This window comes from Aeromicrobium sp. CFBP 8757 (genome assembly GCF_014841755.1).
GTDB lineage: Bacteria > Actinomycetota > Actinomycetes > Propionibacteriales > Nocardioidaceae > Aeromicrobium.
The window spans coordinates 317336-335340 of the sequence record NZ_JACYUM010000004.1 but is presented as its reverse complement, the minus strand read 5'-3'; the positions used below and the strand labels follow the sequence as shown (position 1 = coordinate 335340).

The window sequence follows — 18005 nt, the reverse complement described above, 5'->3', positions numbered from 1 at the left end:
CTCCGCGATGTCGCTGCGACCGCTCGTCTTCACCGCTCGTCGCACGGCCGCGGTGGCCTCTGTGGCCTCCTTCGCGCTGCTGTTCCCGATGATGGGGACGTCGCCGGCGGCCGCCGCCGATCCCGGCTCCGACAAGCCGACGCCGATCTCCGAGGTCCGGCAGGGTCTGATCCAGCTCGGCGGCGCGCTCGCGGCGTCGGCCGAGCAGCCGGCCCTGTCGGACGACCTCCCGCTGACCGACACGTCGGTGCGAGACCTGCTCTCGCTCGACACGGCGATCGGCTCGATCGTCACCGACAAGCTGTCGGCGAAGGGCGACACGACGCTCGACACCCTCGCAGAGGCCTTCCCCGAGGGAGGACCGATCGAGATCAAGGACGCCGTGACGTCGCCCGGCGCGCCGGCGAAGAGCCGCGAGTGGACGATGAAGGTCTCGCTGCGCAAGGCGCGCTCGGTCGCGCTCACCTACAAGACCGACCAGATCGAGTTCGGCACCGCCAAGCTCGGCGACCAGCTCGCCGGCTCGCTCGACGCCACGATCCGCTTCCGCTACGTCGACGACTCGTCGGTGCCGGCCCTGCGCAGATTCGCCGTGGTGGGCGACTCCACCCTGACCACGCACCTGTGGTCCAGCAACGCCGGCACCGACGAGGGCGCCGACGAGGTCCAGATCCCGGCGTTCAAGGCCGTCGACGGCTTCGTCCAGCTCGACGCGACGGGCAAGGCCACGATCGACAGCACCACGGTCCTGAAGCTGCGTGACCCCAACGGTCGCGGCCAGATCACGACCGAGGACCTCCGGTTCAGCGAGGCCACGGACATGTTCGTGACGACCGGCCTTCCGGCCCGTGACGCCGTGTCGATGGCGATCGACCTGAGCACTCCGATCTCGGACCAGGCCACCGGCACGCTGACCGTCGGTCCCCGCACGGACGACACGACGACCTACCCGGTCGTGGGCGCGCCGAAGCGCAGCGCCGCGATGAGGGACCTGACCTCCGTCACGCGACTGCAGGCACTGACCGGTTTCACGCAGTACACGGGCGCCGTCCAGACGCTCGAGGCGGAGGTCGACCAGTCGTTCCCGCTGCTCGACCGATCGCTCAGCGACCTGTTCTCCCCGGGTGCCCAGCTCGTCGGGCTGCTGACGCAGCAGGCGACCGCGACGATCGTCTGCGGTGCCGCCGACACGCTGCCGCCGTCGGGCGCGCCGCAGCCGGGCGAGGCCCGCTACTGCCAGGCCATCACGACGAACCTCGATGCCAAGTCCAAAGAGACGATCGACTGGAGCTCGCCGGACGGCGCGGTCGACTTCAGCACGGACACCGCGGGCACCGTGGGTCGCAAGCCGACCAACAACGTCACCGTGACCAAGGGCGACGGCTTCCCGACCCTCATCGTCGACTTCACCGGGGACGACGGCGCGAGCCGTACCGCCCGCTCAGCCATCTCGTCGATCCAGGACCTGGGTCAGGCCGTCGACGACCTCGGCCTGGGCGGCGCCGTCACGTTCGACCCGGACAAGAAGTCCCTTCAGATCGCCGTGGAGCAGAAGGGCACCCCGGACGGCGACGGCGTCAAGGTCTCGACCGGCGGCAACGGCAACCTGGCCCCGATGACCGGTCTGGCCGGTCTGTGCCAGGCGGCGCAGGGGGCGGCCGACGAGCCTCGCGAGTGCGTGCCCACCGGAGACCAGAAGAACGGCAAGGTCACCCCTCAGTCGGGCGAGGCCGTCGTCGCGACGAAGGGTCGCCTGTTCGACGCCGCCTTCGGCATCGGCCTGCCGCCCGAGGCGACGCCGGTCGCGGGCCAGCCGGTCCCGACCGAGCCGACCTTCTACCTGAAGCCGGGCGACGACGGCCTGGTCTACCAGGTCGACAAGGCGACGGCGTCCCTGCCCAAGAACGCCCGCATGGTCGCCCGCATCGGGTTCCTGCAGGCCGACGTCGACGTCACCGACTACTCGGTCGAGCAGTCCGGCAAGGCCGCGTCCCTGACGGTCCCGACCTCGGACGTGCCCCTGCCGAGCAAGGAGACCGTGTCGGGTGCGGTGACGCTGAAGGACCTGCTGACCGACTCGTCCGCGGCCGCGAAGGGCATCAAGGCCGAGCGCGGCCTGTCCGCGAAGGCGACGCTGGACGTCCAGGCCTCGTACCAGACCAAGGGCAAGCGCCCCTTCGACGACAAGGGCACGATCCAGGCCGGCTGGTCCAAGCTCGTCCCCGACCGTCTGCCGTCGATCACGGCCACGGCCGGCTACGACAAGCTGCGGCTGCTCGACGTGGTCCCCTCCCGTCAGGCCGTCATGACCGCCGGCAGCGCCGACGGCACGATCAAGGACTCCACCGCAGACTTCGAGAAGCAGTTCGGCGTGACCGGCACGAGCACGGACGACCGCACGGTGCTGCGCTCCCTCTACGACCTGGGTGTCGAGGGCTCGAGCAGCACGATCTGCACGACCTTCGTGGTCGTGGGCCCGCACGAGCTCACCTGCACGAAGGGGCCGCTGGCGGACCGCGGCGTCGTGGGGGAGGGCCACCCCTACCTGATCGAGGGTGACCAGGACGCGTTGCGCGACATCGTGATCGAGGACCTCGCCACGGTGCTCAACGCGTTCGAGGCGCCCGACCCGTCCCTGAACGCCAACCGCAGCTTTCCTCTGGTCGACCTCGTCCCGAGCGAGATCAGCGTGGCGCGCAACAGCCTCGGCGAGGCCATCCGGCAGATCCGCGCGAAGATCGAGCCCCCGGCGCCGGTCGACGGCTCCGCGACGCCCGACCCGGTCGACGTGTCGTCGATGCAGAGCTTCTCGCGTGAGTTCTCGGCCCTCCTGGCCAAGGCCGTCAAGGGCGAGGGCAACGTCGCGGTCGGCACCCCCACGCTCGACTTCCGGCTCGAGACCGCCGACGGCGGACGCCTCGTGCTCGAGTCCTCGCTCGGCGCGAAGGGCTCGCGCAAGCCTGCCCTGCGCTTCGCCGACGGACCGAGCCAGGTCACGGTCGTCGGCAACAAGAAGGACGACGTCGAGGACCCGGTGACGCTGCCCGTCGCCGTCGAGTCGTCGGCCACGGTCGTGCTCGGCGTCAACCTGACCGACGTCAGCTCGGTCGTGCGCGCCGACACGGCCACCAAGGAAGTCATCAAGAACGTCGAGCGCAACGGCGACGACGTCGAGACGCGGCTGGCGGACAAGCCCACCGACTACGGCTCGGCTCGCGTCACGTCCGGGGCCAAGGCCGACATCAAGGTCGGCATCGGCGTCCAGGCGGTCACGAGCCCGCGCGGATCGACCGGCACCTGGATGCCCCTCGACTCGCTGCGCTCGCAGATGCAGCAGACCCGGTCGATCCCGCAGGACGCCTCCGCCCAGAACTGCTCGCTGACCAAGACCGTGCCGAGGGCCTCCGAGATCGCCGCGTGCATCAAGCTGCCGATCGTCAGCGACCCGGCCACGTCCACCGTGGAGGTGGCGCTGCGCGCCGACGAGACCTCGAACGGCACGGGCGGCAGCATGAAGGCGCAGCCCATCGCGTACCGCTTCCTGGCCGAGGGGCTCAACGGCCTCAGCCAGACCCTGACGGACGCCCTCGACGGCGACCAGGTGCTGCTCGACGCGAACGGCAAGCAGTCGCCCACGGGAACCGTCCCGCTGAGCCTGCCGCTGGTCGGCACCAACCTCGACGCCGGTGCGGACGTCCCCGGCGACGTCAAGAAGTTCGTGTCGACGGTCCGCTCGGCCATGCAGGGCGTCGAGACCGCGATGAAGCCCGCGGACGACAAGGAGAAGACCGTCGCCGACCTCACGTCAGAGCTCGGCAAGGCGCTGACCGGCGTGAGCGACAAGCGCGTCACGATCGTCTCCGCGACGCCTGCCATCACGTGCACCGAGACCTGCAAGGACGCCGATCCGGTCTCGACCGTGACGGACGTCGAGGTCAAGCTGGCGCTGGCGGGCAAGGCTGCCGACGCCGTCGACGTGCCGTTCCAGGTCGGCCCGAGCGGCGCGACGATCGTCACGACCAGCACCGTGCCGGCCAAGGCCATGTGGACGCTCGACGCCACGGTCGGCGTCACCCGGGGGGCCGGGGCGTACCTGCGACTGCCCGCGGTCGTCGCGAACAAGCCGATGCTGACCGTCGACGTCGACGCGACGCTCGACACGTACAAGAAGTCGGGCGTGCCCGATGCGACGTGCCACTCCTGGCGACGGGCCAAGACGTGGCTCGACTCGGTCAACAAGCCGTCGAAGGTCGTCGACGACGACGCCATCGACAGCGCTCCGGGCAACGGCTCTCGATGCGTCGACGCCTACGTCGGCAAGTTCCCGTCCGTCCTGGTCGACCAGAAGCAGGCCGACGGCAAGAGCACGTACGTCGACGCGAAGATCGCGGTCGACTTCGTCGCGCCCGCCGACGCGCAGGACGGCAAGGTCTACGTGCCGGCCCTGTACGACGGCAAGGTCAAGGCGACCACGACCGCGACCGGCGCGGGACGCGTCTCGGCGTACTTCGAGTCGTTCGCCGGCGAGGCCGGGTTCTTCGACGTGGTCGGCACCGTCCTGCTGAACTGGGACGGCACGTACGGCAGCCTCGACTACGGCCGTCTGAAGCTCGACGTCGGCACGCTGCGGGACGCCGTGCTGCCGGGGTTCGAGAAGGCCCTGGCCTGGCTGGCACCGCTCAACCCGGCCGTCGACCAGCTGACGAAGCCGATCCCGGTGGTCACCGAGCTCGGCAAGCTCTCCGGCAGCAGCGACGAGACGACCATGCTGTCGTTGCTGCAGGGCGGCAAGACCCCCATCAACGTGATCCTCAACCTTTTGCAGCTGCAGAACGTCGTCGTGCCGAAGGACCCGAAGTCCAGCGACCCCGACCTGCGTGACATCGCAGCCAACGACATCGGCGGCTTCAAGGTGGCACCGTCCAAGATCGAGCTCGGCGGCTGCACCGAGACCGGCACGGTCGACGGCAAGGAGTACAAGCGCGAGACCGGTGGCAAGGGCGACAGCGGTCGCTGCAAGCGAAGCACCCTCGACAAGCTCGGTAAGGGCAAGCTCGACAAGGACGCTCCCGGCACGAAGATCGACAAGACCTCGGTCAACACGCCGTACTTCAGCCTGCCGAGCGTCTCGCTGCCCGTGCTCCAGGACACCTCGCAGATCATGAAGCTCCTGCAGGACACGGGCGACGCCACGATGCTGTACGTCGACCTCGGCCACGCGGGCCTGAAGAAGAAGGTCCAGCGGACGTTCGGGCCGTTCGTCCTCGGCGTCATCCCAGCGACCGTGGTGGTCGGCGGCGAGGTCGGCTTCGACGGACGGTTCGCCTTCGGCTTCGACACCAGAGGTCTGTCGCGCAAGATCGACAGCCTCAGCACGGGCGACATCGGCGAGTTCGAGAAGGTCCTTGCCGGCGGCACCAAGCCCAAGCTGTTCAGCGACGGCTTCTACATCAACGACCTCGAGGACGGCGTGGACGTCCCCGAGATCAAGCTGACCTTCACGATCACCGCCGGTGTGGCCGTCACGGTGGGCATCGTCTCGGTGGGCCTCAACGGAGGCGTGACGCTCGACCTGTCGCTCAACGCGTTCGACCCGAACGGTGACGGCAAGATCTACACCGACGAGTTCGCGGGCTCCTCGCGCGGACCCGCGTGTGCCTTCGACGTCTCGTCGGGCATCTCGTTCTCGCTGTCGTTCTTCGTCCTGATCGACTTCCTCTTCTACACGCTGTACGAGGACTTCACGCTCCTGAAGAGTCCGCGCCTCAAGATCTTCGACTTCAACTGCGAGGTCAAGACCCCCGTGCTGGCGACGGAGCAGACCGTCTCGCGGACCGACGCCCAGGGCAAGGCGGTGACCCAGAAGGCCCTCGTGCTGACGATGGGCAGCGAGAGCAGCAAGCGCGAGGCATTCACCGACATCGACGAGAAGTACACCGTCCGTCAGGTGGGTCAGCCCAAGGGTGGCAAGGTGCTCCTGCAGGTCAGCGCCTTCAACCTCGTGCAGAACTACGAGGTCGACGAGGGCACGGTCGTCGTCGCCGACGGCGGGTCCGGGTCCGACACGATCCGGGCGTTCGCGATCCCGACGGTGACGACCAACGCCAAGGGCGAGCCCGAGATGCTCACGCCCGGTGACGCCGGCTATCCCGTGTTCGACACGCCGGTCTACGCGACCGGTGGTGGGGCGGCCGACACGATCGACACCTCCGACGGCGACGACGTGGTCGACGGCGACGACGGTGACGACACGATCAACTCGGGCACGGGCAACGACGTCGTGACGGGTGGAACGGGCAACGACCTCCTGAACGGTGGACTGGGCCACGACCGCCTGCTCGGCGGCGACGACGACGACAAGGTGTCGGGCGGTCCGGGTGCCGACGAGGTCCGCGGCGAGGCCGGCAAGGACGTCGTCGACGGCGGCGTCGGCGCGGACAGGGACGGTCAGTTCCCGAACGTGTCCGCCGACGCGATCCGTCCGACCCTCGACTCCGGTGACCTCGTCGTCGGTGGCGACGGTGCCGACAAGGTGACCGGCGGCGACGGCTCCGACGTCGTCGTGGGAGGTGCGTACAGCGCCGACCGCGCGACGTTCGACACGTCCGCCTCGACCTCGGTCGTGGGCGTGAGCTCGACCAAGGAGCTGCTCGACGTCGACGTCGACGACATCAAGACGGTCGTGCTCCCGTCGGCCGACCAGATCGCGACGCAGTGCGCCGACCCGGGCGCACCCGGCGAGGTGGGTCCCGACAACGTGACGGGCGGCGGCGACGGTGACGTGGTCATCGGTGGCGCGGGCGGCGACCTGCTCTCCGGCGGTGCCGGAGCCGACCGCGTCTGCGGTCGCGCAGGTGACGACCTGCTGCGCGGTGACGACACCGACGTGGACGTCAAGCTGCAGGGTCCGGACGTCGTGCGCGGTGGGCCCGGGGTCGACCGCATCTACGGTGCGGGCGGCGCCGACGACCTGAAGGGCGACGACGGCGACGACCTCGTCCGCGGTGGTGTCGGCGACGACGTGATCGCCGGCGGCGGCGGTTCCGACCTGCTCGTCGGCGAGGCCGGCATCGACACGGTGGACGGCGACAACACCGCTGGGTCCGCCGAGGTCGATCCGATGCCGGCGGACGACACGGCCAGTGCCCGCAGCATGGTGTGCGACGTGTCGACGAGCATCGTCGGCGGACGCATCGACCTGGACGGCGACCTGGCCGGCAACGACGACGGACTGCTCGAGGGCATGGTGGTCCGCGACGGTGCGGTCCTGGATGCCGGGGGAGCCCCGTTCGAGGGTGCCATCGACGGCATCGTGTTCAAGGACGGCCTGATCGACCTCAACGGCAACGGCACCGTCCAGCCGCGCACGGCCGACGCGCTCGGGGACACCGGACCGGTGGACCTGGCCGGCATCACGCTGGCCGCCGGCAACGGCGACTGCATCCTCGGCGGCGACGAGGTCGACACGAGGCTGTCGGGCGGAGCCGGCGCCGACTACATCGATGCGGGTGCGGGCAACGACACCAACGTCCGGGGCGGGTCGGGCAACGACCTCGTCCGCGGCGGTCTCGGCAACGACACGCTCCACGGTGACTCCGGCGACGATCTGGTCGCCGGCGACCGCGGCGACGACATCCTCTTCGGCAACGCCGACGACGACGTCCTGCGCGGCGGGGGCGGCAACGACCTCCTGGCCGGCGGTGGCTCGACGGCCGGTGACCCCGATGGCAGCGACGAGGTGCTGGGCGACGGCGACGACGACGTCGTCGTTGGCGGAAACGCGATCCTGTCGCGCACGCCGATCGACAAGACGGCCATCGCCGGTGTCGGTGTGACGCTCCTGGGCACGCCCCTGACGACGGGCCGCGACGACCTCGCCTACGGCGGCGTCGGCAACGACTTCGTCTTCGGCCAGAACGGCCGGGACGAGACGTACGGCGGACCGGGCGACGACGTCGTCGAGGGTGGTTCCGAGGTCGACCTCGTCCAGGGGGACGACGGTGACGACCTGCTGGTCGGCGGATCGTCGACGACCGGCGCGGTGACGACCGACCGCTCGGCCGAGGGCGTCGCGGACGGCGGCGACCAGGTGATCGGCGACGGCGGGGTCGACGGCAAGCCGGGATCGGACGTCCTGGTGGGCGACAACGCCCGTCTGCGCGTCACGACCGGCACCCGGTCGAGGTGGCGGGGCGTCCGCGACGAGGTCGCGGTCGACCTGTTCGACGTGCCCGTGACGGACGGTCCCGCGCCTGCGGCGGAGTCCAGCGGCGGCGACACCATGAGTGCCGGAGCCGAGGACGACCTCGTGTTCGGCCAGGGAGGCGACGACGTCATCACCGCCGGCGACGGCGCGGATGCGGTCGAGGGCGGTTCGGGTCGCGACACCGTGAGCGGTGGCGCGGACGACGACAAGATCGTCGGCGGATCGTGGACCGCGAAGACGGCCGACACCGGCGACGTGCTGATGGGCGACGGCGGCGACGACGAGATCCTCGGCGACAACGGCAACCCGACCGACGGCACCTCGCTGTTCGTCTCGTTGCTCGACGCGCCGGCGCCGGGCAGGGCCCCGGCCGAGGGAACGTCCGGCGGCGACACGATCGCGGGCGGCGGGGGCTTCGACCGGATCTTCGGTCAGAGCGGTCAGGACGCGCTCGACGGTGACGACGGCGTCGACGTCCTCGAGGGCGGTGCCGACGTCGACACGATCGACGGCGGTGCCGGCGACGACATCCTCACGGGTGGCAGCTCGTCCAAGGACGGCGTCATCTCGCCGTCGCGCGACGGCAGCGGCCAGCTCGACGGCCGCGACGTCATGACCGGCGGTTCGGGTGACGACGTCCTCGCGGGCGACAACGCCCGGATCGACCTCACCGGTCTCACCCGCATCGACGGCACGCCGATGCGATCGGTGCTGCTGTTCGACCTGGCCACGGCGTCGAAGGGCGCCGCCGCGGGCACGGGCGGCAGCGACAGCATCGACGGCGAGGACGGCCGCGACCTCGTGTTCGGTCAGGCCGGTGACGACGCGCTGGGCGGCGGCGGCGACACCGACTACCTCGAGGGCAACGACGGTGCCGACTCCTTGACGGGCGGCAGCGGCGAGGACGACCTGGTCGGCGGCGGCTCGAGCCGCACCGGCGCGGTCATCACGGTGGACGGCGGCTCGGTCGTCGACCGCCTGCTGACGGCGCCGGGCGGGACGACCGACGTGTCGGCGTCCGGCCTGGTCGACGGCAACGACGTGCTCGACGGCGGCGACGCCCGTGACGTCCTGCTGGGCGACAACGGCCGCATCACCCGGGGGGGACCGGTCGCGCTGCTCGGCGGCGGGGCCTCGGGCCCGCACGCCGTCCGCAAGGTCGCGATGGCCGACAAGGTGCCGGGCGTCTGGGCCGGCAGCGACCGGCTGGCCGGCGGTCAGGGCGACGACGACCTCTACGGTCAGTTCGACAGCACGCGCACCAAGCGTCCGGGCCAGACCTACGCCGGCGCGGTCGTGCCGGGCGACGTGCTGGTCGGCGGTGTCGGTGACGACGCGATCGTGGGCGACCAGGGTGTCGACGTCCCGACCCAGGCGGCGGCGCTCGGCGCGGTCAGCCGGACGGTCAAGGACAAGAAGTCGTTCGTGCGCGAGCTCGTCCGCCCCCGGGGCAGCCTCGTTCGCGTCGTGACCCTGACGCACGCGCGCCAGGGTGGCGACGACCTGGTCATCGGTGACGACGGCGCGGACTCGGTCCACGCCGGTGCCGGCAAGGACGTCGTCAACGCGGGCGGCGGCAAGGACGTCGTCTTCGGCGGCGACGGCAACGACGCCCTGTGGGGCGGCGGCGACCACGACCGCGTGTTCGGCGGCGAGGGCAACGACCTGCTCGACGTCAAGCGTCGCGCGAGCCACACGCCGCTCTGGAAGGTGGCGGCACCGTCGGCCGACACCGACGGGCGTCGGCGCACGACCAACGGCGGTGACCTGCTGTTCGGCGGCTCGGGCGCGGACGGCCTGCAGGCCGACGAGGGCGACGTCGCCGGCGGCAAGCGGGTGCAGGGCGACCGGCTGATCGACTGGCGTGCCAAGGTCAACGTCTTCAAGACGTGCCGCACGGGGCGCGGCACCGGCAAGGTCATGGACGAGTCGAGCGCGTCGACGATCAAGGCGCTGCGTGAGATCGCCAAGGCGTCCGGCGCGGTGGGGTCGAGCGAGATCGCGATCCCGTTCAACGAGCGGGTCACCAGGTACCCCGGGCGCCCCGGCTTCGTCTGCGAGCGCTGACCCGCAGGTCAGGCGAAGGCCCCCACCGTCGACGACGGTGGGGGCCTTCGCGGTCTCGCAGACAACCGGTCTCGCCTGCGACTATCGTGTCCGCATGGTCAAGTCCGTCGTCATCGCCTGCCTCACCCTGTTCCTCGTCGGAGCGGGGCTGTCCGCGCCCGCGTCCGCTGCGTCCCGCCCGGCCGGCTTCACCTGGGTGAAGGCGTCGACCGTCGAGCAGGGCAAGAAGGCCGTGCTGACGGGCAAGGTCGTCCGCGCCCGCAAGGGCACCAAGGTCACGCTGCAGGTCCGCAGGTCGGCCAAGTACAACTGGGTCAAGGCCCGTACGGCGTCCGTGCGCAGCAGCGGCCGGTTCACGGCCCGGCTGACGACGCGCTCGCCGGGCAAGCTGACGTACCGCGCGTGCATCGGCACGGGCAGGGCCAAGCGCTGCAGCCCCTCGGTGCGGCACACGGTGATCAAGCCCGACGGCGACGTCAGGGTCGCGTCGTGGTCGGGCGTGACGGCCCCCGCCGCGAGCCCGGTGACGGCGCGGTTCGGCGTCGACGAGGCACCCCTCACGGTGACGGGCACCTCGGACCGGCGGTGGCGCTCGGCCCTGATGAACGACGGCCTCGGCGTCGAGCAGCTCAAGGACGGCGCGTGGTCGCGGCTGTACGGCGCGGTGGCCGTCGATGCGTCCGGCGCCTGGACGTTCACCGGCTCGATGCAGGCCGTCGGGCAGCGTCAGGCCCCGCTGCGCGTGGTCACCGGCCCGGGCACCACGGGGTCGATCCTGCGCAGCACGGTGGTCCGCCAGTTCACGACGACGTCGTACGAGGACATCCGGGTCCAGGACCTCGCGCTGACCAGCGGAGCGCTCGCCTACCGCACCTTCACCACGCTCGACGGCGTGCTGGTCAAGACCTCGTCCACGACGTCGCCCGTGGGCGACTCGTCGGCGTCGTTCACCCTCGGCGGCTCGTGCATCCGGCTGTTCTACCGGGTCGGCCTGGCACCCGAGGGGGCGCAGACCGACCAGATGCAGGCGGAGATCGCCGTGGACGGTGCGACGGTCGTCTCCGAGTCGGTCGGGCCCACGCCGTCCGGCCCCTACGGCGGTCCGGCCGCCGAGCGCGACATCAGCGGGGCCGGCTCGCTGACCCTGGCGGACCGCACGACGGGCTCGACGGGTTCGGACGTCTGGTTCGACGCCTTCGTCCGCTGCACCTCGTGACGGTCCGCCCGGGCGAGCGTCAGTCGGCCATCGCCGGGGCGGTCGCCCCGGTGGGCGGCGCGACCTTGTTGACGCGGATCAGCGCCAGCGATGCGACCAGGGCCAGCGCCGTCACGACGATCGCGGCCTGGAACGCGTGCTGCTGGCCGGCCACGAAGACGTCCGCCTGACCCGCCGCGGTGCTGGCGCGGCCTCCCAGCTCGGCGGCGCGGTCGCTCGTCGCGTGCGCGAACACGGTGCCGAAGACGGCCAGGCCGATCGCACCGCCGACCTGCTGACCGGTGTTGAGCAGTGCTGAGGCGAGTCCCGTCTCGTGCGGTGCGACGCCGTTGACGGCCGTCATGGTCAGCGGGACGAAGCTGCAGCCCATGCCGACCCCGAGCAGCAGGATCGAGCCGAGGAACGGCCAGTAGCTGCTGCTCGCGTCGAGCTGCGAGAACGACAGCATCGCGGCGATCGCCAGGATCGGGCCGACCGTCAGGAACGGACGGATGCCGAGGCGGGGGATCAGGCGGCGCACGACGACGATCGACATGAACATGATCGTGGCCGGCATCGGCAGGAAGCCGACGCCCGTGTGCAGGGGGCTCCAGCCGTGGACGTTCTGCAGGTACTGCGCGAGGAAGTAGAACGTCGTGAACAGGGCCGCGGCGAGGAACAGCATGATCAGGTAGGCGCCGGTGCGGTTGCGGTCGGCGAAGATGCGGAACGGCATGAGCGGGTGCTTGCTGCGGTGCTCGATCAGCACGAACGCCACCAGCAGCGCCACGGCGACGGCGAGCGTGACGATCGTGGTGGTCGAGCCCCAGCCGTCGTCGGCGGCCTTGGTGAGCCCGTAGACGAGCGTCGACATGCCGGCCGTGACGGAGATGGCGCCGGGCAGGTCGAGCCGGCTGTCGGAGCCCTGCGACTCGTCGAGGACGCGCGGGGCGAGGAACAGCACGACCGCGCCGATGGGGGCGTTGATGAACAGGGCCCAGCGCCAGCTCGCGTAGTCGGTCAGCACGCCGCCGAGGAGCAGGCCGAGGGCGCCGCCCGACGCGGCCATCGCCGCGAACAGGCCGAACGCCTTGGCCCGGGCGGCGGGCTCGGTGAACGTCGTCGCGAGCAGGGCCAGCGCGGTGGGCGCCGCGATGGCGCCACCGGCGCCCTGGGCGGCGCGGGCGATGATCAGCATCGCCTCGCTGGTCGCGAACCCGCCCACGAGCGAGGCGACCGCGAAGATCGCGATGCCGATCATGAACATCCGCCGGCGTCCGAACAGGTCTCCGGTGCGCCCGCCGAACAGCAGCAGCCCGCCGAAGGCCAGCGAGTAGGCCGTGACGACCCAGGTGAGGTTGTTGGCCGAGAAGTCGAGGTCGGCGCGGATGCTGGGCAGCGCGACGTTCACGACGGTCGCGTCGAGCACGACCATGAGCTGCGCGACGCAGATCACGGCCAGGGCGAGCCCGCCGTTGCGGGTCGCGTGGGAGGGGGGTGCGTCGGTCATGGGGTGTCTCCGTGGGGGGTGGGGGAGGAAGGGGGGCGTGGGGGGAGGCCGAGCACGGGCAGCAGGACGCCGCCGACGACCTTCTCGGCGTAGGCGCGTCCGGCGGGCTGTCCGGTCATCAGCACCCGCTGGAGCATGAGGGACGGGACGAGGCTCGCCGCCATGTCGACGTCGACGCCCGCCGCGAGCTCGCCACGGTCGCGCGCGCGCTGCAGGACGGCGGTGATCACGGCGATGCGCGGCTCGGTGAAGCGCGAGCGGAACGCCGCCAGCAGGTCGGGCTCGCGGGGGAGGGCCGAGCAGATGCTCGCCATGACCTGCAGGAGTCGCTCGCTCGGCGGGCTGCACGACGCGGCGACCAGGAGGTCGACGTCGCCGTCGAGGGTTCCGGAGTCGATCGAGTCGACGGAGGGCTTGACCGTGGCCATGGCGTCGATGACGAGCTCGGCCTTGCTGCCCCAACGCCGGTAGACCGTCGCCTTGCCGACACCGGCGAGGGCGGCGACACCCTCCATCGACAGCCGGTCGTACCCGTCACGCACCAGGAGGTCGAGCGCGGCCTCGATGATCGCCGCGTCGCGGGACGGGTCGCGCGGACGTCCGCGGGGCGACTCGTCGGTCGAGATGGTTGCGTCTGTCACCCATCGACCGTAACACGAAACGGAACGGGTCCGTTTCGTAAAAGTGGCGTGCGCCGCGTCACTCCGGTGAGGCGCCGGCCTTGCCCGCCTCGGCGTATGACCTGACGATCGACGTCGTCAGCGGAAAGTCGATCGCGAGGTCGCGGAACAGCAGGGCCGAGGCCGCGGCCGCCGACTGCTCCAGGTGCTGCACGACCAGCTCGGCGAGCTCGGCCGGCGCGTGCACGACGACCTCGTCGTGCAGGAAGAACACGAGGTGCGGACGGTCCGCGAGACCTCCTGCTCCGCCCAGGTTCCACAGCCGGTGGCGCAGGTCGGCGATCCAGCACAGGGCCCACTCGGCGCCGGTGCCCTGCACGACGAAGTTGCGCGTGAACCGCCCGTAGGCGCGCCGGTCGCGGGCGCGACCGGCCGGGTCGACGGCCGGGTCGTCGGGGTCGACGTCGTCCGTCTCACCGAGGCGCGGAGCCCCACGGCCTAGCAGCGTCCGCACGACCTCGCCCCGCTCGCCGGCGCGGGCCGCCTCCTCGACCAGCCCGAAAGCGGCCGGGTAACGCTTCGTCAGCGAGGCGACGAGCCGGCCGCTGCCCCCGCTGGTGGCGCCGTACATCGCGCCCAGCAGGCCCATCTTGGCCTCGAGCCGGCTCGCGACCGCACCGTCGTCGGCCATCGACTGGTAGAGGTCGGCCCCGCGGGCCGAGGCCGCGAGCGCGTGGTCGCCGCTCATGCCCGCGAGGGCGCGGGGCTCGAGCTGGGCGACGTCGGCGACCACGAGCCGCCACCCCTCGTCGGCCACGGCCGCGGCGCGCACCTGCGCGGGCAGCGACAGAGCTCCGCCGCCGTTGGACGACCAGCGACCCGTCGAGGAGCCCGCCGGCTGGTACGACGGCCTGAAGCGACCGCCGGAGACCCACTGGTCGCTCCACGCCCACCCGTTGGTCTTGGCCAGCTGCGCCAGGTTCTTGTAGCGCAGCAGGACGTCGACGGAGGGGTGGTCGACGGCGCGCAGGGTCGACGCGCGCACGTCGGGCACGTCGACGCCGGCGCGGCGCAGGGCCGCCAGCAGCTCGGCCCGGGAGTCGGGGTTGAGGTCGGGCGACGCGAGCGCATGGCGCACCTCGTCGGCGACGGCCTCGAGGAGCCGGGGACGCATGCCGCGCAGGGGCCGCGGGCCCAGCAGCTCGGTCAGCAGGCGGTCGTGGACGTCGGTGCGCCAGGGAACCCCCGCGAACGTCATCTCGGCCGCGGCCAGTGCGCCGGACGACTCGGCCGCCAGCAGCAGGCCGAGGCGGGTCGACTCGTCGCTGGCCCGGACGACCGCGAGCTGGCGTGCGTCCTCCAGGTCGGCGCGCAGGTGCTCGGACGGGTCGTCGACGGCGAACAGGGCCGGGGCCGCCTCGGTCGACGGGCCGAGCCGGTCCCACAGCTCGGACTGCTCGCCGTCGAGCAGGCGCTGGTCGACGGCGGGGGCGCGCCGCAGCACGCGGTGGGCCAGGCGCAGGTCGTGGCAGCGTCCGACCCTCACGCCCGCGGCGAGCAGGGCGGGGTACCAGCGGGCCGTGTCGTCCCACACCCAGCGCGGTGCCTCCGCAGGATCGGCCTCGCGCCCGGCGACGAGGGCCGGCAGGTCGTCCGCGGCGATCTCGTGCCGCGCCTCGCCGTCGACGACCAGCACGCGGTCGCCGGGCAGGCGGGACAGCGACGGCCGGCTCATGGGCGTCCTTCTGGTCGGGGCACGGACGGTCGGGAATCTACCCCGCGCCTCGGACACCCGACCGAGAGACCGGATCCGTGCGGAACGCGCGATTCGTCCCCGTGGAGCCGGTGCGTCGCTAGGATCCGGGCATGCTCCTCCTGCAGCTGGCCCCGGTCCTGACGTCCCAGACGCTGCAGGAGTGCATCGACCAGGCCGAGGACCACTTCGGCGAGCCCCCCACGTGCACCCAGTACGACGGTGGCGGCTACGTCGCGAGCTGGCCGAACGACGGCTTCGGGACGGGCGGTGACGGCTTCGGTGCGCTCTTCGCGGTCTTCTTCGTCCTCGTCGTGCTGATCGGGGTGGTCGGCACGGTCTGGAAGGTCTCGACGGCGCGCCGACTGGCGACGGCGTCCGGCATGGACCCGAAGATCGCGGGCCAGATGGCCTTGCTCACCGACGACGGGCTGGAGTCGACGTACCTCGCCTCGAGCCTGCGCGGGGCAGCGCCCACCCCCGGGCCCACGCCGCCCGCCGTCCCGGCATCGGCCCGCGAGCGGCTCGCCGAGCTGAAGGGCCTGCTCGACGACGGGCTCATCACCCGGGCCGAGCACGACGAGCGTCGACGCGCCGTCATCGACGCCCTCTAGCCCGCCCCGCGCCTCTCGCAGATCGACACGTGCCGCCGGGGGCCGAGCGTCGTCCCGCGCGGTCGCCGTCAGACGAGGTCGCGCAGCCGGGCCCTCAGCGAGTCCTTCACGGCCTGCGTCACGGCGGTCTCGATGCGGTCGTTCAACGCCGACGGGTCGTCGACGTCGTCGAGCAGGGCGCGGACGTCGAGCTCGTCGATCGTGCGATCGAGGACGTCGTCGGTCTTGAGTGCCCCGTCGACCACGGAGGCGGGCAGTGCGCGGATGACCCGCTCGAGCAGCCCGTTCAGGTCGGCGGAGTCGAGCACCTCGTCGACCAGGGTCGACGCCTTGGGCAGCGTGCCGTCGGCCTTCATGTGGGCCACGGCCGACCTCAGGCCCTCGCGGAGCGCGTCGACCTGGGCGGGGGTCGGCTCGTCGGAGCGGGCGAGCTCGAGGGTCAGCTCCTCGCGGCTCGTGCCGAGGGTGCACGCGGCGCCGTCGAGCCCGATCAGCACGAGTCGCTCGGTCAGGCCGTCGATGCCGTCGGCCTGCGTCGTGACGGGACGCTCGACGCAGGCGTCGGCGGGCTTCAGGGGCTCGTACGTCCCGCCGCCGTGCGCGAGCTGGACGCTGATCGTCGCGACGACCAGCAGCACGGCCACGAGCGGCAGCCCGATCCAGCGCGGCGCCGTCACGACGTCCTCCGGCGTCGTGGCAGCACGACGGTCAGCAGGGCCGCGAGCGCGATCGCGGCCCCGATCAGGAACGAGTCGCGGAACGCCCGATTGGCGGCCCGCTCGAGCTGGTCGTCGAGATCGCGCTCGAGGCGGGCGAGCGCCGGGCGGTCAGCCGCGTCGACGTCGAGCCGGGCGAAGGCCGGAGCCAGGTCGGGCACCTGTCCCCGCTGGTCGACGAGGGCGTCGCCGAGGGCCTTCGCGACCGCGATCCGGTCGTCGGCCGGTAGCGGCGCGTCGATCACGAGCGCGGTGACGGCCTGCTCGGCGGGCGCCTGCGCGTCCTGCAGGTCGGCGGTGAACACGGGCGTCAGCACCGCGAGCCCGACGACGACGCCGAGGTGCCGGGCGCCGATCGTCCAGCCGGCGTGACGGGCTCGCGGCAGGCGCAGGTCCATCGCCTGTGACGTGAGCCGGTCGACCGTCAGTCCCAGGCCGAGCCCTACCAGCACCTGCGGGGCGACGGTCCAGGCGAGGTGCGACGACGGCAGCAGCGCGAGGCCCGCGAGACCGCCGGCGACCAGGAAGCAGCCGACACCCACCTCGACCGTGGCGGGAGGACGGAACGGGCGCACCAGCACGGGTGCCGCGACCGCGGCGACCGCCACGACGGACACCGTGACGGCCGCGGTCGCGGGCGAACGTCCCCACCCCTCCACGAGCAGCAGCACCAGCAGGAACAGCGCCGCCGTCAGCGCCGCCGACATCAGCGCGAGGGTCACGTTCGCGCGGACGGCGGGACGGTGCCGGTCGGTCGGGCGGTCGGGTCGGTCGGACGACGCGAGCGCCGCCGGCACCGCCAGCAGCGCGAAGGGGACCTGCACGACGAAGATCGCCTGCCACGAGATCGCCTGCGTCAGGAGTCCGCCCGCGACGGGACCCGCGGCCGTCCCGACGACCCCCGCCGTCACCCACGTCGCCACGCCGCGGCGCTCGCCCCGCTCGGTGACGAGCTGCTCCAGGCACCCGACCAGCGCCAGGGCGCCGCCGAGCGCCTGCACGCACCGGGCGATCACGAGCACCTCGATCGACCCGGCGACGGCGCACCACGCCGAGGCGCCCGCGAACGCCGCGATGCCCGCGGCGGCGAGCAGGCGCGGCTGCGTCCGCTCGAGCACGAGGGCAGCCGGCACCGCGGCGAGTCCGAGCACGAGGTTGTACGCGATCAGCACCCACGCGACCTGGCCGACCGAGGCGTCGAGGTTGACCAGGATGTCGGGCAGCGCGAGGGTCACGACCGCGGAGTCGGCCAGCACCATGGCCACGGTCACGGCCAGCAGGGGAGTCACGGCACGACGCACCCGACCATCCTCGCAGCGGGGCC

At 72.1% G+C, this 18005-nt stretch carries 8 protein-coding genes; 3 read left to right on the top strand and 5 right to left on the bottom strand.

Annotated elements, in window-relative coordinates; translation table 11 throughout:
• Positions 1-7: 7 nt before the first annotated feature.
• A complete protein-coding gene (locus tag IFT73_RS13525; protein WP_192168074.1) occupies positions 8-10273 on the top strand; it encodes a calcium-binding protein in 10266 nt (3421 codons plus the stop codon).
• Between the two features lie 94 nt (positions 10274-10367).
• Positions 10368-11489, top strand: coding sequence for a hypothetical protein (locus IFT73_RS13520; protein ID WP_192168073.1), 1122 nt, complete (start codon positions 10368-10370; stop codon positions 11487-11489).
• Positions 11490-11508: 19 nt separating this feature from the next.
• Here the strand turns inward: IFT73_RS13520 and IFT73_RS13515 are convergent, their stop codons facing one another.
• Genes IFT73_RS13515 through IFT73_RS13505 form a run of 3 tightly spaced genes read right to left on the bottom strand, consistent with a single transcriptional unit; the run spans position 11509 to position 15333 of the window.
• Complete coding sequence (locus IFT73_RS13515) at positions 11509-12978, bottom strand: MFS transporter (protein ID WP_192168072.1); 1470 nt, start codon at positions 12976-12978, stop codon at positions 11509-11511.
• Positions 12975-13619, bottom strand: coding sequence for a TetR/AcrR family transcriptional regulator (locus tag IFT73_RS13510; RefSeq protein WP_192168071.1), 645 nt, complete (start codon positions 13617-13619; stop codon positions 12975-12977). The genes IFT73_RS13515 and IFT73_RS13510 overlap by 4 nt, the downstream gene beginning before the upstream one ends.
• Before the next feature lie 58 nt (positions 13620-13677).
• The gene (locus tag IFT73_RS13505; protein WP_192168070.1) at positions 13678-15333 is read right to left on the bottom strand and encodes a bifunctional 3'-5' exonuclease/DNA polymerase; all 1656 of its coding nucleotides are present in this window, start codon (positions 15331-15333) and stop codon (positions 13678-13680) included.
• A gap of 131 nt (positions 15334-15464) precedes the next feature.
• Between IFT73_RS13505 and IFT73_RS13500 the strand changes: the two genes are divergently transcribed.
• Positions 15465-15965, top strand: a complete 501-nt coding sequence (locus IFT73_RS13500) for a hypothetical protein (RefSeq protein ID WP_192168069.1) — start codon at positions 15465-15467, stop codon at positions 15963-15965.
• A gap of 68 nt (positions 15966-16033) precedes the next feature.
• Here the strand turns inward: IFT73_RS13500 and IFT73_RS13495 are convergent, their stop codons facing one another.
• Together IFT73_RS13495 and IFT73_RS13490 are read right to left on the bottom strand one after the other, a co-directional pair.
• Positions 16034-16642, bottom strand: coding sequence for a hypothetical protein (locus tag IFT73_RS13495; protein ID WP_192168068.1), 609 nt, complete (start codon positions 16640-16642; stop codon positions 16034-16036).
• On the bottom strand, positions 16639-17982 hold the full coding sequence (locus tag IFT73_RS13490; RefSeq protein WP_371811275.1) for an MFS transporter: 1344 nt from the start codon (positions 17980-17982) through the stop codon (positions 16639-16641). Before IFT73_RS13490 ends, IFT73_RS13495 begins: the two co-directional genes overlap by 4 nt.
• Positions 17983-18005: the final 23 nt, after the last annotated feature.

Coding starts and splice junctions, on each gene's coding strand:
- IFT73_RS13525 (WP_192168074.1), top strand. CDS start 8: ATGTCGCTGCGACCGCTCGTCTTCACCGCTCGTCGCACGGCCGCGGTG.
- IFT73_RS13520 (WP_192168073.1), top strand. CDS start 10,368: ATGGTCAAGTCCGTCGTCATCGCCTGCCTCACCCTGTTCCTCGTCGGA.
- IFT73_RS13515 (WP_192168072.1), bottom strand. CDS start 12,978: ATGACCGACGCACCCCCCTCCCACGCGACCCGCAACGGCGGGCTCGCC.
- IFT73_RS13505 (WP_192168070.1), bottom strand. CDS start 15,333: ATGAGCCGGCCGTCGCTGTCCCGCCTGCCCGGCGACCGCGTGCTGGTC.
- IFT73_RS13500 (WP_192168069.1), top strand. CDS start 15,465: ATGCTCCTCCTGCAGCTGGCCCCGGTCCTGACGTCCCAGACGCTGCAG.